This is a genomic window from Thiocystis minor (assembly GCF_016653465.1).
Lineage (GTDB): Bacteria > Pseudomonadota > Gammaproteobacteria > Chromatiales > Chromatiaceae > Chromatium > Chromatium minus.
The window spans coordinates 14,104-35,474 of record NZ_NHSQ01000084.1 but is presented as its reverse complement, the minus strand read 5'-3'; the positions used below and the strand labels follow the sequence as shown (position 1 = coordinate 35,474).

The following is a 21,371-nucleotide window of genomic DNA, read 5'->3' as shown; positions in this document are numbered from 1 at the left end:
CGAACTTGATGCGAAACGGCATCAAACGTCCGGCCACAGCCCCCGGATCGCGGCGATCCCCTGCGCGCCGTGCGCGATGGCATCCCGGAGATCTATCGGCCCCAAACCGCCCAGCGCATAGACTGGCAAGGGGATCGGTTCCACGCGGTCGGCGAAGCCCCGCCAGCCGAGCGGAAGGGCGTCCGGATGGGTCAGGGTCGGCTTCACTGGAGAGAGTAAGGCATAATCGAGGCCAAGTCGCGCGGCCTGTTCCAGTTGCGCGGCATCGTGGCAGGAGGCGCCGATCAGCTCATGCGGCCGACCGGGTCGCGCGCTCAGATTCACAAGCATCCGGGCCGTCAGATGCAGTCCGTGACGGGGGACATCGGCGACCTGTCGCGGTTCCCGATTGAGCAGCAGACGTGCCCGGCGCGTGTCGCAGACCGCATAAACCGCGCTGGCAAGGCGATGATAGGCATGATCGTCCAAGTCATGAGCGCGCAGTTGGACCAGCCGGATGCCCTGATCGAGTGCATGTTCGACACGTTCCAGGAATTCTTCCGTCCGCCGGGGATCGTCCCCGGTAATCATGAACAGGGACGGCAGTCGCAGCGTATTGATGATGGGTCGGTCAGCCGCCGGAAAGACGCTGGGATCCATGGCCTCCGGTTCCAGCCAGTCGATCGGCTGCCCCTCGCGACCCTCGGGGATTCCTGAGTAAACCTCCACCCGGCGCACATCGAGCAGGACATGGCGACCAGAATCGAGCGGCGTCGGGCCAGGGCTTGCACTTTCTTCGGCTTCGCTCGGCACGAGGAGCGGCGTCGAAGTGGCGGCATAATGATGGTGTACCCGAATCAGCGGACGGCTGGATTGCACCTGGATGCCCAATTCTTCGCTCAACTCACGGGCCAGACCCTGCTCGGGCGACTCGCCAGACTCCAGCTTCCCGCCCGGGAATTCCCAGAGTCCGCCTTGATGGACGTGATCGGGACGCCTGGACACCAGGATGCGACCAGCATCGTCCGCGATGACGCCCACCATCACATGGACCCTGTCTCGACTTGGTTCTGTCCGTCGTGGATTTCCGCGTTTCATCGTCTAAGCTGCTCGCCGCAACCGCAGATCGACATGGATGTCCTCGAACGGACACCACACCCCGCCGCGCTCCGAGCGTTCGACCAAGCCCAATTCGGCGAGGACGCTCGTGTCCTCATGCACCCGTTTCACGTCGCGTCCGACCCGCCGCGCCAGTTCGCGCACACTGAGTTCGCCGGACCCAAGCAGGGTTTGCACCAGCATCCAGCGCCGTTCCGTCAACCGCCCGAAGAAGGCCGCCGGCGTCTCGAAGTTCAGCGTCTCGCCTTGATAGCGATCCGCTTGCGCGGCCTGCCCCGCCGCACGCAAGGCTCCGCGCCAATCGGGTGTTAGCGTGATCGTCAGTGTTCTGCTCGCCATCGCTCCGCCTCTGCAATAAAATCCTCGATCAAGCGATCGACATCGACAAAGGCATAGAGCCTCTCAACGCCGTCCCGATGCCAGTGGTCGCCCTTGCCGCGCTCGTTGTCGAAGCCAAGCGCACGCTGTCCGTCCACGACGAAGACCAATCGGTATTTGAAGGGATGCCCGCAGGGCGGGACCGGCGCGGGTAACCGCCAAACCACGAACTCGATCAGTCCGCCCTCGGGCGTCACGTCCTTGAAACAGGTGATGAGTTCGGCGGGCGTGTTGGCAATTATGACAACAGTCGCGGCAGCGTCAAGCTAAACTCGCCCTATCTCCAGCTCCGCACCGCTGTCGGTCACGCCACAACGCGCCAGTGTGCGCCGGGAGGAATCATGCCCATTCAACAGGTGATCACCGAGGGCGAACGGCCGGTCAAGATCTGGACCGACGAGCTCGATCCACGCTCGCGCGAGCAGCTGGTCGATCTCTCCAAACTGCCCTTCATCCATCATCATGTCGCCGCCATGCCCGATGTGCATGCCGGCATCGGCGCCACCATCGGCACGGTCATCGCCACCCACCAGGCCATCATTCCCGCCGCGGTGGGGGTGGACATCGGTTGCGGCATGGCCGCCGCGCGCACCTCGCTGACCGCCGGGCAGATCGACGAGCGCAGCTTGAAAAAGGTCTTCGACCAGATCAGCCGGGATGTGCCGGTCGGGCGCGCCCAGCATCGTGACGACCGCGCACTGGCGGAGGCCGCCAAACCCTTCGCCGCCCCGCTCGCGAGCATGACCGACAAGCACCCGCAACTGCTCAAGGCGTTCGGGCGCTTCTCCAACTGGGTCAATCAGATGGGCACCCTGGGCGGAGGCAACCACTTTATTGAGGTCTGTCTCGACGAATCCGGTCAGGTCTGGGTCATGCTGCACTCGGGCAGCCGCGGGATCGGCAACGCCATCGGGAATTACTTCATCGAACTGGCGCGGCGCGACATGGAGCGTTGGATGATCCAACTTCCCAACCGCGACCTGGCTTACTTTCCGGAGGGGACGGAGCACTTCGACGACTATGTCGCCGCTGTCTCCTGGGCGCAGACTTATGCCCGCGAGAACCGCGATCAGATGATGGCGCTAGTGCTGGCCGCCCTCGCCCGTCATCTGCCGGCCTTCACGGTGACCACGGAGGTGGTCAACTGTCATCACAACTATGTGGAGCGCGAGCATCACTACCGCGCCGATGTCTGGGTCACCCGCAAGGGGGCGATCCGGGCGCGCGAGGGCGATTGGGGCATCATCCCCGGCAGCATGGGCGCGCGCAGCTACATCGTGCGCGGGCGCGGCAACCCGGAGAGTTTCTGTTCCAGCGCCCACGGCGCCGGGCGGCGCATGAGCCGCACCGCCGCCGAGAAGCAGTTTACCGCCGCGGATCTGGCGGCTCAGACCGAGGGGGTCATCTGCCGCAAGGATAAGGGCGTGCTCGACGAGATTCCGGGCGCCTACAAGGACATCGACCGGGTGATGGCCAACCAGTCGGATCTGGTCGAGGTGGTGCATACCTTGAAGCAGGTGGTGTGCGTGAAGGGGTAACGGTGGGCAGAACGCCGGTGGCGCAATTCGGCTTAACTCCGATACTCGGCATTGATGCGGACATAGTCATAGGAGAAATCGCAGGTCAGCACCCGTGCCTGGGCGTCGCCCCGGCCCAGCGCCACGCGGATCAGGATCTCGGGTTCGGCCATGACGGCGGCCCCCGCGTCCTCGGTGTAATCCGGCGCGCGTCCGCCGTCCGCGACGATCAGTACCTCGCCCAAAGAGATCCGCACCCGTTCGATGTCCAGATCCTGGAGACCGGCGCGTCCGACCGCGGCCAAAATCCGGCCCCAGTTCGGGTCGGAGGCGAAGAGCGCGGTCTTGACCAGCGGCGAATGGGCGATGGTATCGGCGACTCGACGCGCCTCGTCCGTATCAGCGGCGTGCTCGACCTGGACGGTGACCAGTTTAGTGGCGCCCTCGCCATCGCGGACGATGGCCGTGGCCAGGTCCAGACAGACCGCGCTGACGGCAGCCTGCAGCGCCGCAAAGTCCGGCGTGTCGGCCGCCTCGATCCGCGGATTCCCCAGCCCGCCAGTAGCGATCAGCACGCAGGAATCGTTGGTCGAGGTGTCGCCATCGATGGTGATGGCGTTGAACGACGGCGCCACGGCCTGCTGGAGACAGACCTGAAGCATGGCGGGCGCAACGGCGGCATCGGTGGCGATGAAGGCGAGCATGGTCGCCATGTCCGGGCGAATCATGCCGGCGCCCTTGGCGATCCCGGTCACGGTGGCGGTCTGGCCGTTCAGCGCGAACTGGCATGACACCAGCTTGGGCACCGTATCGGTGGTCATGATGGCGCGCGCGACGGACGGCCAGCCCGCCGGATCGAGCCGCGCCAGGAGATCGGGCAGGGCCGCCGCGAGACGTTCCACGGGCAGGTGCTCACCGATCACGCCGGTCGAAAAAGGCAGAACCTCCTCGGGCTGGCAGCCGGTCCGCTCGGCCAGTGCCGCGCAGGAGGCGCGCGCATCCTCCAGTCCGCGCCGTCCGGTTCCGGCATTGGCATTCCCGGAGTTGATGAGAAGATAACGCGGCGCGACGCTGTCCAGATGACGCCGTGCCAGGGTGACCGGCGCCGCCCGGAAGGCGTTACGGGTGAAGACCGCCGCGCAGGTACTGCTCGGCGGCAACGCGAACAGCGCCAGGTCATCGCGCCCTGGATAGCGGATGCCGGCCGCGCCCGCCGCCAGCCGCAGACCGGCGACGGGGTGAAAGAAGAGCTCCGATGGCGTCATCGCGTTAGCTCGCTTTCCCGTGGCACTGCTTGAATTTTTTACCCGATCCGCAGGGACAGGGCTCGTTGCGGCCCACTTTGCGGCCCTCGCGCACAAAGGGCTGATGTTCCGGTTCGTCAGATCCGGGATGCGCTTCCGCGTCATCGGCATCGCCGCCGCCGAATCCTTCGAACACCTCATGCTTGAACTCGAAAGCCTTTGCTGGCGCCGGACTTGGGGCAAACGCCTCGGGCGGCGGACCGGACACGCCATCGGGTGCCTGAATCTGAAGCTTGGCGAGTGTGATCACGACATCCTGTTTGATGCCGTCGAGCATCGCCGAGAACATCTCGAACGCCTCGCGCTTGTATTCCTGCTTGGGGTTCTTCTGGGCGTAGCCGCGCAGATGAATGCCCTGGCGCAGATAGTCCATGGCGGCGAGATGATCCTTCCACTGACTGTCCAGGGTTTGCAGCATCACGGCCTTTTCGATCTGACGCATGTTCGGCGACCCGATGAGCGCTTCCCGGTCCTCGTAACGCTTGACCAGGGTGTCATGGATGCGCCGGCGCAGGCTCTCTTCGTGTAGATGCTGGTCCTGATCCAGCCACTGCTGGAGCGGCCAGTCGCCACCGAAGTGCTGAATCAGCACCTCGCCAAGTCCGGCGACATCCCATTGTTCTTCCAGGCTTTCGGGCGGAATGTGCCCATCGATCAGTGCCTTGAGCGTATCCTCGCGCATGGCGGTGACGGTGTCGGAGATATCGACGCTATCCATCAGATCGCGCCGCTGACCGTAGATCACCTTGCGCTGATCGTTGGCCACGTCGTCGTATTCGAGCAGTTGTTTGCGGATATCGAAGTTGCGCCCTTCCACCTTGCGCTGGGCGTTCTCGATCGCCTTGGTCACCCAGGGGTGCTCGATCGCCTCGCCTTTCTGCATGCCGAGCCGCTGCATCATCTTGCCGACCCGCTCGGAGGCGAAGATGCGCATCAGGTTGTCTTCGAGCGACAGATAGAAGCGCGAGGAACCAGGGTCGCCCTGGCGCCCGGAGCGTCCGCGCAACTGGTTGTCGATGCGGCGCGATTCGTGTCGTTCGGTGCCGACGACGTGCAGACCGCCGGCGGCGACGACCTCGGCATGACGCAGCTTCCAGGCGGCACGGATGGCGTCGTGGTCGGCGTCCGGGCCGGCTTCTTCGAGTTCCGCTTCCAGATTGCCGCCGAGCACGATGTCGGTGCCGCGACCCGCCATGTTGGTCGCGATGGTGATCGCGCCCGGTCGCCCGGCCTGGGCGATGATGCCGGCCTCGCGTTCGTGCTGCTTGGCGTTCAGCACCTCATGGGGGATCTTTTCCTCGATCAGCAGCCGGTCGATGAGTTCGGAGGTCTCGATCGAGGCAGTACCGACCAGCGCCGGCTGGCCGCGCCTCACGCAATCCTGGATGTCGGCGATGATCGCCTGATATTTTTCGTCCTGGGTCAGATAGACCAGATCGCCACGATCCTCGCGGATCATCGGCTGGTTGGTCGGGATCACGACGACCTCCAGGCCATAGATCTGCTGGAATTCGTAGGCTTCGGTATCGGCGGTGCCGGTCATGCCCGAGAGCTTGGGATAGAGCCGGAACAGATTCTGGAAGGTGATCGAAGCCATGGTCTGGTTTTCGGACTGGATGGCGACCCCTTCCTTGGCCTCCACCGCCTGATGCAGACCCTCGGACCAGCGCCGGCCGGGCATGGTGCGGCCGGTGAATTCGTCGACGATGATCACCTGACCGTCGCGCACGATGTATTCGACGTTCTTCAGAAAGAGCACATGGGCGCGCAGCGCGGCATAGACATGGTGCATGAGCACGATGTTGCCCGGATCATAGAGCCCGTCGCCCTCGTCGAGCAGGCCGATCTCGACCAGCATCTGTTCGACATGCTCGTGACCTTCCTCGCTGAGGTAGACCTGGCGCAGCTTCTCGTCGACCGAGTAATCGCCTGGGCCGAAATCGGGCTTGCCTTCCTCGTTCGTGATGGGAGGCTGACGGGTCAGCCGGGGGATGAGTCCGTCGATCTTCTTGTAGAGGTCGGTGCTGCCCTCGGAGGGACCGGAAATGATGAGCGGGGTGCGCGCCTCGTCGATCAGGATGGAATCGACCTCGTCGACGATGGCGTAAAAGGGATTGCGCTGGGTCCGCTGCTCGGCGGTGAAGGCCATGTTGTCGCGCAGATAATCGAAGCCGAATTCGTTGTTGGTGCCGTAGGTGATATCGGCGGCGTAGGTCTCGCGACGGGTCGCGGGTCGCAGATGACGATATCCCTGACCGGCGCTCGGCTCGTAATCCGGATCGAACCGATACGAAGCCATATCGGGCCCCAGGCCGCCGGAGGAATTGATGACGCCGACGGTCAGGCCCAGAAAGTGATAGATGCGCCCCATCCAGGAGGCATCGCGGCGCGCCAGATAATCGTTGACGGTCACGACATGGACGCCCTTGGCGGGCAATGCGTTGAGATAGGCGGCCAGGGTGGCGACCAGGGTCTTGCCCTCGCCGGTGCGCATCTCCGCGATTTTGCCGTCATGCAAGACCATGCCGCCGACCATCTGCACGTCGAAATGACGCATCTGGAGCACGCGCTTGCCGGCCTCGCGGACCACGGCGAATGCCTCGGGAAGCAGGCTGTCGAGATCGGCGCCGGCGGCGAGCCGCTGACGAAATTCGGCGGTTTTCGCAGCGAGCGCCTGATCCGACAATTGCGCGATTTCGGGTTCCAGCGCGTTGATTCGCGCCACGGATTTCATCAATGTCTTGACGAGCCGATCATTGCGGCTCCCGAAGATCTTTTTGAACAGACGAGTAACCATCGGGTAAATTTAAGACCTGTCGGATAAATCGGCGAATAATACCGGAATTCGATGAACGAAGGTGTGGATCATCGGATGACTTGCCTAGACGGATAGAAATCAGCCTGCCGACCGATCGGTCTTGTCTGCCAGCGTGCGTGCTGGCGTATCGCCGAGATAAGACATTGGGTTGACCGCCTTGCCACCCTTTAGAACCTCGAAATGAAGATGCGGCCCTGTTGCGACACCGGTTGATCCGACGGTCGCGATCTTCTGACCCTGGCGGACCCTCTGACCTCCCTGGACCAAGTTTTTGTGATTGTGGGCGTAACGGGTCACGAGACCATCCCTGTGACGGATATCGATCACCTGTCCGTAGCCATTCCGACGACCGCTAAAGGTCACGACACCATCCGCCGCCGAAAGGATCGGGGTACCTCGTGGACTCGCGATATCGACACCTTCGTGGAAGATACGCACTTTTTTGGTTGGATGAATCCGGAAACCGAAGCGGGAGGTAATATAACCCGAGCGCACTGGCCAACTCGAGGGGGTTTCCCGCGCGGTCAGATCCTTGTTGACGATGACATCTCCGATCACGTCGAGTTTGCGTTGACGATCCTGAATCATCTCCGCCACCCCTCCAAGCTCGCTGGCGATCTCCTTAATCGTATAATCGTTGACTGGTCCCAGTTCCGGACCACCTTGGGGGGGCGGGTTGTCAAAATCGAATTCTTCAGGATCGAGACCGGACATCCCGACCAGTCGTTCTCCCAGCGCATTGAGCCTCATGAGTTCCGCCTGCATCTCGCCCAGATGCGCAGCAATGGCATTCACGTCCTCTTGAGCAACCGGCGGCGAAACCTCTTCCGTGTTTGTTCGCGGCCTTGTTTGGGTGAAATCCGGCACTGGATACGAGGCATCGGCCACGACATCGGGAGTTGCGTATTGCGCAATCCAGAATCCCAGCCCCGCGCCCGCGAAGGTAAAGGACAGCACGGCCAAAAGCACTACAACGGCCTGTCCGCGAACGTGTTTGATTCGATCGTGGTGGTACATCGTTTATCTCTGCTTGAGGTCTTTATGAAAAGCGTTCGTCAATGACGGAAGCACTGACCAGCCCATAAATCCGGAATGAGATGAGATCAGATCACAGGAACGAACTCAGATGAACGCCAGGCTTTCTCACATCCGCGATCTGCTGCGGGTCAACAAATCCGCCCGGAATCTTCTCGAACAGCGTCAGCGGGAACTCGCACTGCTTCGGCATACGCACTCCCTACTGCCTGAATCGATGAGAGCGCATTGCCTGGATGCCGCCGTCGCCGGTCATCAGCTCACGCTCTATTTCGATTCTCCAGCTTGGACGACTCGGGCGCGCTTTTTGACTGAAGACATCGTCACATCGCTGGGCAAGCAGCAAATCACCGACATCCGCATTCAAGTCAGAGTGAATTGCGACGACATCGCCTGCCCGTCCCAAACACAGGTTTCCAGGCGAAGATTGACGGTCGACACGGCGAAACATCTGCTTGAAGCAGCGGACAATCTGCGTGACCCAGAATTAAGGGACGTACTTAAGCGCTTCGCCAGCCGCCATCTTCTCCCCCCAACGGAGAAAGGCTAGACAGCCGCAACCGGCTGCGCATAGCAGATTGGCGCCTCCGCCGAGTCCTCGAAGACCACCTCCTCCCAAGCGGCCTCATTCGCGACCAGCGCGCGCAACAAGGCGTTGTTCAACGCATGCCCGGATTTATGCGCGTTGAAGGCGCCAATCAGGGTGTGCCCAAGCAGATAAAGATCGCCGATGGCGTCGAGGATCTTGTGTTTGACGAATTCGTCCTCGAAGCGCAAGCCCTCTTCATTCAGGACGCGATATTCGTCGACGACGACCGCATTATCCAGGCTACCGCCCAAGGCCAGATTGTTCTGACGCAAGGCTTCAATCTCACGCAAAAAACCGAATGTGCGTGCGCGGCTCACCTCTCGCACGAATGACGAAGTGGAAAAATCCACCGTGGCACGGTTCGCGCGCGCATTGAACGCGGGGTGATCGAAGTCGATCGAAAAATCGACTTTAAATCCATTGTAGGGCGTGAAACACGCGACCTTATCGCCATCGCGAACCTCAACCGGGCGTTTGATCCGGATGAATCGCTTGGGACGATTCTGTTCCAGAACGCCCGCCGACTGAAGCAGGAAAACGAACGGCGCGGCGCTGCCATCCATGATGGGTACCTCGGCGGCGCCAACATCCACGCAGGCATTATCGATCCCCAACCCCGCAAAAGCGGAAAGCAGATGCTCGACCGTCGAGACTTTGACGTCGCCGCTCGCCAGCGTCGTGGACAGACGCGTATCGGTCACGTTGAACGGCGTCGCCTTGATCTCCACTGACGGATCGAGATCCATCCGCCGAAACACGATCCCTGAGTCGGGTGCCGCGGGCCGTAGCGTCAACTCGATTTTTTCGCCCGTGTGCAAACCAATCCCAGTCGCACGGATCACATTCTTCAAGGTACGTTGCCTGAGCATCGGTCGGGTCTCCCATCGCGGTCCACGGCGGCTGACGGCTTCTTACTCATGGACAGAAGCGTTTGAACCAACGATTCCTGTCGGTTCAGCCGCTCATGCCTGCTCGCCATCGCGTTACGCGCTCCACACTGGAGCGCTCTACCGTTAGCTTAGGGTTTTCCCGAACTTATTTCAAGTTCAATGTTGGATACGATAAAATGCCTTTGTTTTTTATCGACATTCTGTCGAAGGGAAACCCCTGATCAGTCGGCCTGACGCCGCAGAAACGCCGGGATATCCAGATAGTCCATATCCTTTTCGTCGACCGCTTCAGCCACGGCCGCCCCACCCGCTTTCCGATAGATCGCCGGTCGACGCTCCATTTCCCGATAGTCCGGCTGACCGTCGTTGAACTCGCCTCCGGTGACCAACCGAATGGAAGACTCGCCACCCGCGCGCTTATTCATGACGAGACGGCGTTCGCCCAGTCCAGTCGCCACGACGGTGACGCGCAGTTCGTCCTCCAGTTCCATATCGACGACCGTGCCCACCACGACCGTCGCCTCGTCGTCGGCAAAGTCGCGCACGGTGTTACCGACCTCGTCGAACTCGCCGATGGTCAGACTCGGACCCGCCGTGATATTGACCAGAATGCCCTTCGCCCCGGCAAGATCGATATCTTCCAGCAGGGGGCTCTTGATCGCAGCCTCGGCGGCCTCGCGCGCGCGATTCGCACCCCGCGCGGAGCCAGTCCCCATCATGGCGACACCCATGTTGGACATGACCGTTTTGACGTCGGCAAAGTCAACGTTGATCAGTCCGCGGCAAGTGATGAGTTCGGCGATGCCCTGAGTCGCGTTGAGCAGGACATCGTTCGCCGCCTTGAAGGCGTCGAGCAGGCTCATGTCCTTGCCAAGCACGGCCAGCAGTTTTTCGTTGGGGATGGTGATCAGCGAGTCAACCGATTTAGCGAGTTCGGCAATCCCTTCCTCGGCAATCCGCCGCCGCTTAGCGCCCTCAAACGGAAACGGCTTGGTCACCACCGCCACGGTCAGGATCCCGAGTTCCTTCGCCACTTGCGCCACCACCGGCGCCGCGCCCGTTCCGGTCCCGCCGCCCATGCCAGCGGTGATGAAAACCATATCGGCGCCTTCCAGCGCTTCCTGGATGCGATCGCGATCCTCGATTGCCGAATGCCGGCCCACATCCGGGTCCGCGCCGGCTCCGAGGCCCTTGGTAATGCCAGCGCCCAGTTGCAGGATGGTCTTGGCATTGGTGTTTTTCAGTGCTTGGGCATCGGTATTGGCACAGATAAAATCCACGCCTTCGATGGTCGACGCCACCATATGGTTGACAGCGTTGTTCCCACCGCCGCCGACACCGATGACTTTGATGACGGCATTCTGACTATGGGTATCCATGAGCTCGAACATTGATTTATCCCCTATATTGAACGCTTAGCAATACCTGAAACCTCGTTCAGCCGCGCGCCAGGCGCGCGACCACCCCCCGACATGGCCAGCGCACACTCGAAGTGCACTGACCCGAGACCGCAGGCCGCGGTCCATTGACCATTAGGGGCAGAAATATAACCCCCATCTGTTAAAAATTGCCTTGGAACCAACTACGCATACGTGACCAAGCCCCTTTAAGGCCAAGGTTTTCGGATAGTTCAGCGCTCCGCGAGAAGCGATGCTGTCGCGCGTACATCAACAACCCCACACCGGTGGAGTGGATCGGGTTGTTCACGACTTCATCCATCCCAATCACATGTTGCGGCAGGCCCAAGCGCACTGGCATATGAAAGACTTCCTCGGCCAACTCGATCAGGCCCTGCATCTTCGCGCTCCCGCCAGTCAACACCACACCGCCCGCGACCAGATCCTCAAAGCCGCTGCGGCGCAATTCGTTGTGCAGCAGCGTCAGAAGTTCCTCGTAGCGTGGCTCAACCACCTCGGCCAGAGTCTGCCGCGACAGTTGCCGTGGCGGGCGATCGCCAATACTCGGCACCTCGATGGTCTCGCTATTTCCGGCGAGCTGAGTCAGAGCGCAGGCGTGCTGGATCTTGATCAATTCGGCATGTTGCGTTGGCGTGCGCAGCGCCACCGCGATGTCGTTGGTGACCTGGTCTCCCGCGATCGGAATGACCGCCGTGTGCCGGATGGCGCCATCGGTGAAGACCGCCAGATCGGTGGTACCGCCACCGATGTCCACGACGCAGACACCAAGCTCTTTTTCATCCTCGCTGAGCACCGCGTAACTGGAACTCAACTGGGCGAGCACCAGATCGTCGACTTCCAACCCGCAGCGTCGTATGCATTTGATGATGTTCTGGGCCGCGCTGACCGCCCCCGTCACCATGTGCACCCGCGCCTCCAGACGGACCCCGCACATCCCGATAGGTTCGCGGATGCCCTCCTGATTGTCGATGATGAATTCCTGCGGCAGGATGTGCAGGATCTTCTGATCCGCCGGAATCGCCACCGCCCGCGCCGCGTCGATGACGCGATCGACGTCGGCCTGCGAGACCTCGATCTCCTTGATCGCGGTGATCCCATGCGAATTGAGGCTGCGCACATGACTTCCGGCGATGCCGGCATGGACCGAGTTGATCTCGCAACCGGCCATCAACTCCGCTTCCTCGACCGCCCGCTGGATCGACTGGACGGTGGATTCGATATCCACGACCACGCCCTTCTTCAAACCCCGCGACGGATGGATACCGATACCGATGATCTCGATTTGATCGTCGTCCTTGAGCTCGCCCACTAGGCAGGCGATCTTCGAGGTGCCGATATCCAGTCCAACCAACAGATTTTTGTCGTTACGTCGCGACATCCAGTTATCCTCGATTGCCGGATCGCTTGGAGCGACCCGTGTTCGCGGGGACCGGCGACTCCGCGCTCGGCGCCCATTTCACGGCGAAGCCGTTGCTGTAACGCAGGTCCACCTCCAACGGCTGACCCGCCGCCTCAAGTTGCGGCGCACTAGCGATGAAGCGCGCGAGACGTTCCTCGATGGCGCCGGTGCCCAGTCGCAGTTCGGTGCCCATAACCAACTCAAGACGCCAATCGCCGCGTGGATCGACCGAAAGAACCTGAATCAAATGCCCCACCAGCATCAGGTCGTCGCGCCACTTCAGATACTGCTTGACCAACTCGGGCGCCCGTTTGTCGTCGCCTTCGAGCACAGGCAAACCGGCGGGGATCGTCCCGCTCCCCGGATGGAACACGACGCCCTCCGCGGTCACCAGACTGTCGGCGTTCCAGCGAGCGATCGGTCGATGTTCCTCGACCCGCACCTGTAACCGATCCGGCCAGATCCGTTGCAGACTCGCGCGACCGACCCAGGAAAGCTCCTCGGCCGCGGCCTTGAGATCGACGAGATCGGCGGTCAGAATTCCGCCACGCAGACGCTCGCCGATGGTTTTCTCAAGCAAGCGTGACGAATGATGATGGAGTTCGCCCTCCACCTCGATCACGCGGATCGGCCACAGACGCGGCTCCCAGTAACTGAATAGCCAGGCCGCCGCAACCGTGGATAGCAACAATGCCAAACCGATCGATGTGCGCAAACGCGACCGCAGCGACGGCGACTCGCTCGACGATTGCTCAATGTCAGGTTTGGACTCAGCCACGACGTAGACTCGTGTCCAGAATGCGCAGCGCCAGCTCGTCAAAATCGATCCCGGCGGCACGCGCGGCCATGGGCACCAGGCTATGGTCGGTCATGCCCGGAACGGTATTGATCTCCAGCAAAAAGGATCGGCCAGCCCCGTCCAGCATCAGATCGACCCGGCCCCAGCCGCTGGCCCCGACAGCCTCGAAGGCATCCAGGGACAACTGCCGCAGTCTGGACTCCGCCGTCGCGTCGAGACCGCACGGACAATGGTAGAGGGTGCTGTTGGCCTGATATTTCGCCTCGAAATCGTAAAAGGCATTCGGCGTCTCCAGCCGGATCAGGGGCAATGCCTCCCGGCCCAGAATGGCGCAGGTGTATTCGGCGCCCTGGATCCAGCGCTCGGCGAGTACCAGATCATCGTATTCGGAGGCGCTCCGCCAGGCCTGTTCGAGTGCCTCGACCGTCTTCACGCGCGCCATGCCGATGCTCGACCCTTCGTGAACCGGTTTGATCATGAGCGGAAATCCGAGCGCCGCCGCCGCGGGCAGGTCCGCCTCGCCGCGCAGCAGGACGGACTCCGCCGTTGGCAGCCCGCAACCCGCCCAGGCCAGCTTACAGCGGTATTTGTCCATCCCCAGCGCCGAACCGAGCACGCCGGAGCCCGTATAGGGAAGACCCATGGTTTCTAGCGCGCCCTGGATCTGACCGTCCTCGCCGCCGCGCCCGTGCAGCACGATGAAGGCGCGGTCGTAACCGCCCGCGCGCAATTGCGCCAGCACGGTTGCGTCCGGATCCAGCGGATGGGCGTCAACCCCCTGCCGCTGCAACGCCGCGAGGACCGCGCGACCGCTCTTGAGCGAAATCTCGCGCTCCGCCGCACGCCCGCCGAGGAGCACCGCAACCTTGCCGAAGGCGCGAATCCGGTCGGTTGTCGCAGTCACGGATAGGGTCGTCTCGATGGTCATGGGCGCCCTCCCGCGACGCGACGCACCTCGGGAATCAAGCTGATCCCCGTGCGCTGCTCGACGACGTTCCTCACGTAATCGATCAGGCCGGCAATCTCCGTCGCCGTCGCCGTGCCGGTATTGATAATAAAATTGGCGTGTTTTTCAGACACCTGAGCGCCTCCCATCCGATAACCTTTAAGCCCCAGCGATTCGATCAGACGTGCCGCGTGATCGCCCGGCGGATTGCGGAAGACCGAACCGCAGCTCGGCAGACCGATGGGCTGGGTCGCGGCGCGCCGGTCGAGCAGTTCGCGCATACGCGCCAGACCCGCCGCGCCGTCTCCCGGCGTCAGCTCCAGCTCGACATCCAGAAACCACTCGTCCTCCGGCCCCTTGACCTCGCGGTAGCCCGGCGTGAAATCTCCAGCGCCACGCTCCCGGATCGTCCCGCTCCGGTCGATGGTCCGCACGCGGCGCACATGGGGCCAGGTCTCGCCGCCCCAGGCGCCCGCGTTCATGGCCAGCGCGCCACCCATGGTGCCGGGAATACCGGCCAGAAATTCGACACCGACCAGATCGAGCCGAGCGGCAAAACGCGCGAGCTTGGCGCACGCGGTACCCGACTCGGCCCAGATGCCAGTCTCGCCACGTCGTTCAAGACCCGTCAGGCAACCCTGAGTCTGGATCACGGTACCGGCGAAGCCCTGGTCGGCGATCAGCAGATTGCTGCCAAGCCCCAGCCACAGAAGCGGCTCGTCCGGATCCAGCCGTCCCAGAAAGACCGATAGATCCTCGGCGTCCACCGGTCGATAGAACCGCCGCGCCGGACCGCCGACCCGCCAGCTCGTGTGTCGCGCAAGCGGCTCGTTGAGTCGCATCTCGCCGCGCGGGGATGTCAAATCGGCGCTGGACATTCAGAGCCCCCGCGCGAGCAGTTGCGGCAGCCGCGCCGCTAGGGCGCCGATGTCGCCGGCGCCCGAGACCAGCACGATATCGCCATCCACGAGCAGGTTCGGCAGGAGATCGGGCACCTCGTCGACCGTCTGCGCGAAGATCGGATCGAGATCGCCGCGCATCCGAATCGCACGGCTGAGCGCGCGTCCGTCGGCACCGGGGATGGGCGCCTCGCCCGCCGGATAGACATCGCACAACACCAGCGCATCGGCGCTGGAGAGTACCGCCACGAAGTCCTCGAACTGCTCCTGGGTCCGGCTGTACCGATGAGGCTGAAAAACCAGCACCAGACGCCGGCCCGGCCAACCGGCCCGCGCCGCCTCCAGAGTGGCGGCCAGTTCGCGCGGATGATGGCCGTAATCGTCCACCAGCAACAGGTTGCGCCCCTGTGCGTCGGTGACTTCATTGACCACGAATCGCCGTCCGACCCCCTCGAATTTGGACAGCGCCCGGCCGATCGCCTCTTCATCGACCCCAAGTTCCAGCGCCACGCAGATCGCGGCCAGCGCGTTCAGCACATTGTGCCGGCCCGGTAGGTTGAGGGTGACCCGCAAGGGACGCCGAAAGTCGGCACTATGGACTAGAAAGGAGGTGTACATGCCCTCCTGATGCAGATCGGTCGCCCGCACATCAGCCTCGGGCCGGGTGCCATAGGTCCGCACCGAGCGCGGCACCATGGGAATCAGCGAGCGGACCTCGTCGTCATCGAGACAAAGCACCGCCAATCCATAGAACGGCAGATGATGCAGGAACTCCATGAAGGTACTACGTAACCGATTGAAATCGTTGCCGTAGGTGCGCATGTGGTCGGCGTCGATATTGGTGACGATCGAGATCATGGGCTGGAGATAGAGAAAGGAGGCATCGCTCTCGTCGGCCTCGGCCACCAGATATTTGGTCGTGCCCAGCTTGGCATTGGCCCCAGCACTGGTGAGCCGCCCGCCGATGACGAAGGTGGGATCGAGACCGCCCTCGGCGAGGATGCTCGCCACCAGACTGGTCGTGGTGGTTTTGCCGTGGGTGCCGGCCACCGCGACGCCATAGTAGAAGCGCATGAGTTCGGCCAGCATCTCGGCGCGACGCACGATCGGAATGCGCGCGGCGCGGGCGGCTTGAATCTCGGGATTGGCTTCGTCGATGGCGGTGGAGACCACCACGGCGTCGGCGTCCGTGACCTGTTCCGCCCGATGGCCGATGAAGACCTCGATGCCAAGCCCCCGCAACCGACGCGTCGTCTCGCTCTCGCGCAGGTCCGATCCGGCCACCTCGTAGCCCAGATTCGCCATGAGTTCCGCGATTCCGCTCATGCCGGAACCGCCGATACCGATGAAATGGAGTCGACGCACCCGCCCCATGCGGGCCGCCGTATGCTGAAGATGGGCGTTCATTGCGTCACGACTCCCAGGGTTTCGCCCAGCGCAAGCTCCAGGCAGGAGGCCGCGATCCGCGCCGCGGCATCGGGTTGCGCCAGACCGCGCGCGCGCTCGGCCATGGCCAGCAGGCTTGCGCGATCGCCCAGCAGTTCGGTCAACAGCGCCGTCAAACCGACCTGGTCCAGATCGCGCTGGATGGCCAGACGTGCGGCACCCGCATCAGACAGATAGCGGGCGTTGCCAACCTGATGGTCATCGACCGCGAAGGGATAGGGCACCAGCACCGACGCCACCCCGGCGGCGGCCAGTTCGGACACCGTCAAGGCGCCGGCCCGACACACGACCAGATCGGCCCAGGCATACGCCTCCGCCATGTCGCCGATGAAGGGCGTGACCTCGGTCGCGACACCGGCCAGACGATAGGCATTGCGGGCGGTCTCCAGGGTGCGCTCGCCCGCCTGATGGCGCACCTCGGGGCGCGCGCCCGCTGGCATCGCCGCGAGCGCGGCGGGTAGCATTTCGTTCAGAATTTGTGCCCCCAGCGAACCGCCCAGCACCAGCAGACGCGGTGCGCCGGACCGACTGCTCAATCGCTCGCGCGGCGGCGGCAGGTCGAGGATGCTTTGACGCACCGGATTCCCCGTCGCCACCGCGCCGCGCCCGTCCGGGAAACTCCCCGGAAAGGCCTCGAAGACCGCCGTGGCGACCCGCGCCAGCCATTGATTGGTCATGCCGGGGACAAAATTCTGTTCATGGATCACCAACGGCAACCCCATCGCGCGCGCCGCCAGACCGCCCGGACCCGAGGCGAATCCGCCCATGCCGAGCACCAGCGAAGGCCGCCGCCGCCGCAGGATGGCGCGCGCCTGCCAGAGCGCGCCCGCCAGTTTGAATGGCGCGCGTAGCCGTTGAGCGAGCCCCTTGCCGCGCAAGCCCTCGATGCGGATCCATTCGATCTCGAAGCCATGCTCAGGGACCAGTCGCGACTCCATCCCCTGCCGCGTGCCGATCCAGAAGACCTCCGCCCCGCTCGCCCGCAGCCTCTCAGCGACCGCGAGCGCCGGAAACACATGACCGCCGGTACCGCCGGCCATGACGCCTATGCACGTGCCCATGGCGATCCCCCTTCGACGCCACTCTTCGCGCCCCGCGAAGTCGTCGTGGTTGGCCGCCGCCTGGGTCCGGCGTCGGACTCCAGTTGACGAGTGGTGAGATCGATGCGCAGCAAGATGGCGACCGCCATGCAGCCAACGATCAGACTGTTGCTCCCATAACTCAGGAAAGGCAGAGTCAGCCCCTTGGTGGGCAGAAAACCAACGTTGACGCCGAGATTGACGAACGCTTGCAGACCGAGCCACAGCGCGATGCCCTGGGCCACGTAGGCCGCGAACGGCTGCTCCGCCGCCTCGGCGCGGGCGCCGATCGAGAAGGCACGCCAGCAGAGAAAGGCGAAGGCCGCGATCAGCGCCAGGATGCCGACCAGACCGAATTCCTCGCCGATCACCGAGGCCAGAAAATCGGTGTGGGCCTCCGGCAGAAAGAACTGTTTCTGGATCCCGTTGCCGAGTCCGACCCCCAGCCATTCGCCACGCCCGAAGGCGATGAGCGCCTGACTGAGCTGATAACCCGTGTTGAAGGGATCCTGCCAGGGATCCAGGAAGGAGATGACGCGCTGCATCCGATAGGGCGACAGGAAGACCAGCGCCACCAATCCCACCCCGACCACTCCAAGCAGAAACGCGAACGGGAGGAGACTCACTCCGCCCAGGAACAGCAGACCCATCACGGTCGCCAGCATGACCGCCGTGGTCCCGAAGTCCGGCTGCATCAGGATCAGCGCCGCCGCGATCCCGATCAGGATCATGGGTCGGATGAAGCCAGACAACCGATTGGCGACGGCATCCGCGTGGCGCACCAGATAGCCGGCGACATAGACGATCGCGAACAGTTTGACGAATTCGGAGGGCTGAAGATTCAGCGGGCCAAGCGGGATCCAGCGCGTCGCGCCATTGACCGTGCGTCCGATCCCCGGCGTCAAAACGAGGATCAGCACCAGAACGCCCAGCAGGAACAGCCAGGTTCCCGAACGCTCCCAGCGGTCCACCGACACGTTAAACGCGAGCAGACCCGCGGTCAGCGCAAGACCCAGCGCGATCACATGCCGGATAGTGTAATAGAAGGGATCGTTGCAGCATTTTTCGGCGATCGACATGGATGCCGAGGAGACCATGATCAAACCGAACGCCAGCAGCCCCAGGGCACAGACCAGCAACGGATAATCCAGCGCCGGAACGCGTTCGCGCCGACGCTGGCCAGGATGAGTCGAGCGAACGGCCGCGGTCATGACGCAAGCCTCCGCGCGGCCTCGGCAAAGACCCGGCCGCGATGCTCATAGTTGTCGAACATATCGAAGCTGGCGCAGGCAGGAGACAACAGAACGCAATCCCCCGGTCGCGCCAGACCGGCGGCCTGACGAACCGCATCCGGCATGTCCGAGGCATGGACCAGGGGCACGCATCCTGCCAGTTCGCGTTCGATCAGGGGCGCATCGCGCCCGATCAGCACCACCGCGCGCGCCGCGCGCGTCACGGCAGGCAGCAGCGGCGCGAAATCGGCGCCCTTGCCGTCACCCCCGGCGATCAGCACGGCCCGCCCCTCCGAACCGTCGGGCACCAGCCCCTCCAGCGCCGCCACCGTCGCCCCCGGATTGGTGCCCTTGGAATCGTCGTACCAGCGCACCCCATCCCGCTCGGCCACCAATTCGCTACGATGCGGCAGACCGGGAAAAGTCCGTAGGATGGGTAGAGCGCAGCGAAACCCATCGTCCCCCAGCCCGCATGCCGCGCACAACGCCAGCGCCGCCAAGGCATTCGCCAGATTATGCCGCCCCGGAATCGCCACCTCGGACGCCGGAATCAAAGTCTCGTCCCCACGACAAATCCACAGCGCGCCATTGCAAAACCGCAACCCGAAATCGCCCGCGTCCGGCTCGCCCAACGTAAAACCGATCTCAACCGCCCCCGCGCGCGGCATGGCAACCACCCGCGGATCGTCGCGATTGACCACCGCCACCCGTGCATTCCGATAGATGCCCGCCTTGGTTTCGGCATAGGCCGCGAGATCCGGATAGCGGTCCAGATGATCGGCTGCGATATTGAGCACCACCGCCGCGGCGGCCCGCAATCCAGGTGTCGTCTCCAATTGGAAACTCGACAATTCGACCACGTAAAGATCAATGTCGTCGGCGAGCAAATCCAGGACCGGCTCGCCGAGATTGCCGCCGACCGCCACCCGCCGTCCCGCCTGCCGGGCCATCAGGCCAACCAGGGTCGTCACCGTGCTCTTACCGTTGGAGCCGGTGATGGCGCAGATCGGCGCGCGCGCCGCGCGCGCGAAGAGTTCCACATCGCCGATCACGGGCACGCCCCGGTCCAGTGCCGCCTGGATCAGGGGCTCGGCCATCGGCACCCCCGGACTCACCACCAACTGCGTCGCGAGCGCAAAGACCTCGGGCTCGAAGCCGCCGACAAAGACCGCGACCTCGGGCAGTTCTTCCCGCAGGGCATCGAGGCCGGGCGGCTGGGCGCGCGAATCGGTGACGGCCACCCACACGCCCTGGGCACGCAGATAGCGCGCGCAGGACAGGCCGGTCTTACCGAGACCGACGATCAGCGTTTTTGCATCCGCACAGTTTGCCCCTTCGATTTTGCTCCTCGTGCTGAGCGACTCGCCCTGAGCGGCGTCGAAGGGAGTCGAAGTAAGGGCAAGCCCACAGGAATTGAGTGGCGGTGAATGGGCCATGGCGCTCACCGGATCTTCAGGCTCGCCAGCCCGACCAGGACCAGCACCACGGTCACGATCCAGAAGCGCACGATGACGCGCGGTTCCGGCCAGCCCTTGAGCTCAAAATGATGATGCAGCGGCGCCATCCGGAAAATCCGTTTTCCGGTGAGCTTGAAAGAGATCACCTGCATCATCACCGAGATCGTCTCCACCACGAAGACGCCGCCCATGATGAAGAGCACCAGTTCCTGACGGGCCGCGACCGCGACCACGCCCAGGGCCGCCCCCAGGGCGAGCGCGCCCACGTCGCCCATGAAGACCTGGGCCGGGTAGGCGTTGAACCAGAGAAAGCCCAGGCCGGCGCCCACTAAAGCGGCGCAGAAAATAACCAGCTCGCCAACCTCGGGGAGAAAGGGAATCAGGAGGTAATTGGCGATCTGCGCATGACCCGCCGCATAGACGAAGATCGCCAGGGCGCCGGCCACCAGCACGGTCGGCATGATCGCCAGGCCGTCGAGCCCATCGGTCAGATTGACCGCGTTGCTGGCCCCGACGATGACGAAGTAGGTCAACAGAATGAACCAGGGGCCAAGCTGGATCGCGACATTCTTGGAATAGGGGATCAGCAGCGCGGTCTCGGCCGGCGAAACGGCGGACGCATAAAGCGCGATGGCGGCAGCGAATCCGGCGAGGGTCTGCCAGAAATACTTCCAGCGCGCGGCAAGTCCGCGCGGATCACGCATCACCAGCTTCTTGTAATCGTCCACCAGCCCGATCGCGCCGAAGGCTAGGGTCGTGAGCAGCACGATCCAGACATAGCGGTTCCCCAGGTCGGCCCACAGCAGGGTACTGATGCCGACGGCCACCAGAATGAGCGCGCCACCCATGGTGGGCGTGCCGGACTTGGACAGGTGACTCTGCGGGCCGTCGTCGCGGATCGTCTGACCGATTTTGAAGGCCCGCAAGCGCTGGATCATGGGGCGGCCAACCAGCAGGGCGATCCCGAGAGCGGTCATGACGCCGAGGATCGCGCGCAGAGTCAGATAGCGGAAGACATTGAAGCCGCTATAAAATTCAGCAAGCCATTCAGTGAGATAGAGAAGCAT

Annotated in this window: 19 protein-coding genes; 2 read left to right on the top strand and 17 right to left on the bottom strand. The window is 63.3% G+C overall.

Translation table 11 applies throughout. The annotated features are described in order from the left end of the window. Positions 1-21: 21 nt before the first annotated feature. Genes CCR95_RS11795 through CCR95_RS11785 form a run of 3 tightly spaced genes read right to left on the bottom strand, consistent with a single transcriptional unit; the run spans position 22 to position 1,673 of the window. Positions 22-1,023, bottom strand: a complete 1,002-nt coding sequence (locus tag CCR95_RS11795; protein ID WP_201094510.1) for a Nudix family hydrolase — start codon at positions 1,021-1,023, stop codon at positions 22-24. A gap of 57 nt (positions 1,024-1,080) precedes the next feature. Further along, positions 1,081-1,437: an HVO_A0114 family putative DNA-binding protein gene (locus tag CCR95_RS11790; RefSeq protein WP_201094509.1), complete on the bottom strand. Its 357-nt coding sequence runs from the start codon at positions 1,435-1,437 to the stop codon at positions 1,081-1,083. Beyond that, positions 1,419-1,673, bottom strand: a complete 255-nt coding sequence (locus CCR95_RS11785; RefSeq protein ID WP_338115392.1) for a toxin-antitoxin system TumE family protein — start codon at positions 1,671-1,673, stop codon at positions 1,419-1,421. The genes CCR95_RS11790 and CCR95_RS11785 overlap by 19 nt, the downstream gene beginning before the upstream one ends. A 144-nt stretch (positions 1,674-1,817) precedes the next feature. Here CCR95_RS11785 and CCR95_RS11780 point away from each other — a divergent pair, with 144 nt between their 5' ends. Then, entirely contained in the window at positions 1,818-3,014 is a 1,197-nt protein-coding gene (locus CCR95_RS11780; protein WP_201094508.1) for an RtcB family protein, read from the top strand. Positions 3,015-3,046: 32 nt separating this feature from the next. Here the strand turns inward: CCR95_RS11780 and argJ are convergent, their stop codons facing one another. The 3 genes from argJ to CCR95_RS11765 all read right to left on the bottom strand — a co-directional run bounded on the left by argJ (position 3,047) and on the right by CCR95_RS11765 (position 8,132). After that, positions 3,047-4,258 carry a bifunctional glutamate N-acetyltransferase/amino-acid acetyltransferase ArgJ gene (gene argJ, locus CCR95_RS11775; RefSeq protein ID WP_201094507.1) on the bottom strand — a complete coding sequence of 404 codons (1,212 nt, stop codon included), beginning with the start codon at positions 4,256-4,258 and terminating at the stop codon, positions 3,047-3,049. Between the two features lie 4 nt (positions 4,259-4,262). Beyond that, positions 4,263-7,094 carry a preprotein translocase subunit SecA gene (secA, locus tag CCR95_RS11770; protein ID WP_201094506.1) on the bottom strand — a complete coding sequence of 944 codons (2,832 nt, stop codon included), beginning with the start codon at positions 7,092-7,094 and terminating at the stop codon, positions 4,263-4,265. A gap of 99 nt (positions 7,095-7,193) precedes the next feature. Continuing rightward, the gene (locus CCR95_RS11765) at positions 7,194-8,132 is read right to left on the bottom strand and encodes a M23 family metallopeptidase (RefSeq protein WP_201094503.1); all 939 of its coding nucleotides are present in this window, start codon (positions 8,130-8,132) and stop codon (positions 7,194-7,196) included. A gap of 109 nt (positions 8,133-8,241) precedes the next feature. On the opposite strand from CCR95_RS11765, the gene CCR95_RS11760 reads away from it, so the two are divergent. Next, positions 8,242-8,700, top strand: coding sequence for a DciA family protein (locus CCR95_RS11760; protein WP_201094502.1), 459 nt, complete (start codon positions 8,242-8,244; stop codon positions 8,698-8,700). On the opposite strand, the gene lpxC is transcribed toward CCR95_RS11760, so the two are convergent. The 11 genes from lpxC to mraY form a co-directional block, all read right to left on the bottom strand. Then, a complete protein-coding gene (lpxC, locus tag CCR95_RS11755) occupies positions 8,697-9,608 on the bottom strand; it encodes a UDP-3-O-acyl-N-acetylglucosamine deacetylase (protein WP_201094501.1) in 912 nt (303 codons plus the stop codon). The genes CCR95_RS11760 and lpxC overlap by 4 nt on opposite strands. 242 nt (positions 9,609-9,850) lie before the next feature. Further along, positions 9,851-11,020 (bottom strand): cell division protein FtsZ, encoded by a 1,170-nt coding sequence (ftsZ, locus tag CCR95_RS11750; protein ID WP_201094500.1) that lies wholly within the window; start codon positions 11,018-11,020, stop codon positions 9,851-9,853. A gap of 169 nt (positions 11,021-11,189) precedes the next feature. Then, a complete protein-coding gene (gene ftsA / locus CCR95_RS11745) occupies positions 11,190-12,425 on the bottom strand; it encodes a cell division protein FtsA (protein WP_201094498.1) in 1,236 nt (411 codons plus the stop codon). A gap of 4 nt (positions 12,426-12,429) precedes the next feature. Beyond that, positions 12,430-13,224, bottom strand: coding sequence for a cell division protein FtsQ/DivIB (locus CCR95_RS11740; protein ID WP_201094496.1), 795 nt, complete (start codon positions 13,222-13,224; stop codon positions 12,430-12,432). After that, the gene (locus CCR95_RS11735; RefSeq protein ID WP_201094493.1) at positions 13,217-14,173 is read right to left on the bottom strand and encodes a D-alanine--D-alanine ligase; all 957 of its coding nucleotides are present in this window, start codon (positions 14,171-14,173) and stop codon (positions 13,217-13,219) included. The genes CCR95_RS11740 and CCR95_RS11735 overlap by 8 nt, the downstream gene beginning before the upstream one ends. Beyond that, complete coding sequence (gene murB, locus CCR95_RS11730) at positions 14,170-15,069, bottom strand: UDP-N-acetylmuramate dehydrogenase (protein ID WP_201094491.1); 900 nt, start codon at positions 15,067-15,069, stop codon at positions 14,170-14,172. Before murB ends, CCR95_RS11735 begins: the two co-directional genes overlap by 4 nt. Continuing rightward, positions 15,070-16,497: a UDP-N-acetylmuramate--L-alanine ligase gene (gene murC / locus CCR95_RS11725; protein WP_201094489.1), complete on the bottom strand. Its 1,428-nt coding sequence runs from the start codon at positions 16,495-16,497 to the stop codon at positions 15,070-15,072. It abuts the gene before it with no gap. After that, positions 16,494-17,597: an undecaprenyldiphospho-muramoylpentapeptide beta-N-acetylglucosaminyltransferase gene (murG, locus tag CCR95_RS11720; RefSeq protein ID WP_201094487.1), complete on the bottom strand. Its 1,104-nt coding sequence runs from the start codon at positions 17,595-17,597 to the stop codon at positions 16,494-16,496. Before murG ends, murC begins: the two co-directional genes overlap by 4 nt. After that, positions 17,582-18,826 carry a putative lipid II flippase FtsW gene (gene ftsW / locus CCR95_RS11715; RefSeq protein WP_201094486.1) on the bottom strand — a complete coding sequence of 415 codons (1,245 nt, stop codon included), beginning with the start codon at positions 18,824-18,826 and terminating at the stop codon, positions 17,582-17,584. Before ftsW ends, murG begins: the two co-directional genes overlap by 16 nt. Further along, positions 18,823-20,283 (bottom strand): UDP-N-acetylmuramoyl-L-alanine--D-glutamate ligase, encoded by a 1,461-nt coding sequence (gene murD / locus CCR95_RS11710; protein WP_242523203.1) that lies wholly within the window; start codon positions 20,281-20,283, stop codon positions 18,823-18,825. Before murD ends, ftsW begins: the two co-directional genes overlap by 4 nt. Positions 20,284-20,288: 5 nt before the next feature. Next, positions 20,289-21,371: a phospho-N-acetylmuramoyl-pentapeptide-transferase gene (gene mraY, locus CCR95_RS11705; protein ID WP_201094485.1), complete on the bottom strand. Its 1,083-nt coding sequence runs from the start codon at positions 21,369-21,371 to the stop codon at positions 20,289-20,291.

Excerpts from the sequence above, each read along its gene's own strand:
- CCR95_RS11795 (WP_201094510.1), bottom strand. The coding sequence starts at position 1,023 with ATGGTGGGCGTCATCGCGGACGATGCTGGTCGCATCCTGGTGTCCAGG.
- CCR95_RS11790 (WP_201094509.1), bottom strand. The coding sequence starts at position 1,437 with ATGGCGAGCAGAACACTGACGATCACGCTAACACCCGATTGGCGCGGA.
- CCR95_RS11780 (WP_201094508.1), top strand. The coding sequence starts at position 1,818 with ATGCCCATTCAACAGGTGATCACCGAGGGCGAACGGCCGGTCAAGATC.
- argJ (WP_201094507.1), bottom strand. The coding sequence starts at position 4,258 with ATGACGCCATCGGAGCTCTTCTTTCACCCCGTCGCCGGTCTGCGGCTG.
- secA (WP_201094506.1), bottom strand. The coding sequence starts at position 7,094 with ATGGTTACTCGTCTGTTCAAAAAGATCTTCGGGAGCCGCAATGATCGG.
- CCR95_RS11765 (WP_201094503.1), bottom strand. The coding sequence starts at position 8,132 with ATGTACCACCACGATCGAATCAAACACGTTCGCGGACAGGCCGTTGTA.
- CCR95_RS11760 (WP_201094502.1), top strand. The coding sequence starts at position 8,242 with ATGAACGCCAGGCTTTCTCACATCCGCGATCTGCTGCGGGTCAACAAA.
- lpxC (WP_201094501.1), bottom strand. The coding sequence starts at position 9,608 with ATGCTCAGGCAACGTACCTTGAAGAATGTGATCCGTGCGACTGGGATT.
- ftsZ (WP_201094500.1), bottom strand. The coding sequence starts at position 11,020 with ATGTTCGAGCTCATGGATACCCATAGTCAGAATGCCGTCATCAAAGTC.
- ftsA (WP_201094498.1), bottom strand. The coding sequence starts at position 12,425 with ATGTCGCGACGTAACGACAAAAATCTGTTGGTTGGACTGGATATCGGC.
- CCR95_RS11735 (WP_201094493.1), bottom strand. The coding sequence starts at position 14,173 with ATGACCATCGAGACGACCCTATCCGTGACTGCGACAACCGACCGGATT.
- murB (WP_201094491.1), bottom strand. The coding sequence starts at position 15,069 with ATGTCCAGCGCCGATTTGACATCCCCGCGCGGCGAGATGCGACTCAAC.
- murC (WP_201094489.1), bottom strand. The coding sequence starts at position 16,497 with ATGAACGCCCATCTTCAGCATACGGCGGCCCGCATGGGGCGGGTGCGT.
- murG (WP_201094487.1), bottom strand. The coding sequence starts at position 17,597 with ATGGGCACGTGCATAGGCGTCATGGCCGGCGGTACCGGCGGTCATGTG.
- ftsW (WP_201094486.1), bottom strand. The coding sequence starts at position 18,826 with ATGACCGCGGCCGTTCGCTCGACTCATCCTGGCCAGCGTCGGCGCGAA.
- murD (WP_242523203.1), bottom strand. The coding sequence starts at position 20,283 with ATGGCCCATTCACCGCCACTCAATTCCTGTGGGCTTGCCCTTACTTCG.
- mraY (WP_201094485.1), bottom strand. The coding sequence starts at position 21,371 with ATGCTTCTCTATCTCACTGAATGGCTTGCTGAATTTTATAGCGGCTTC.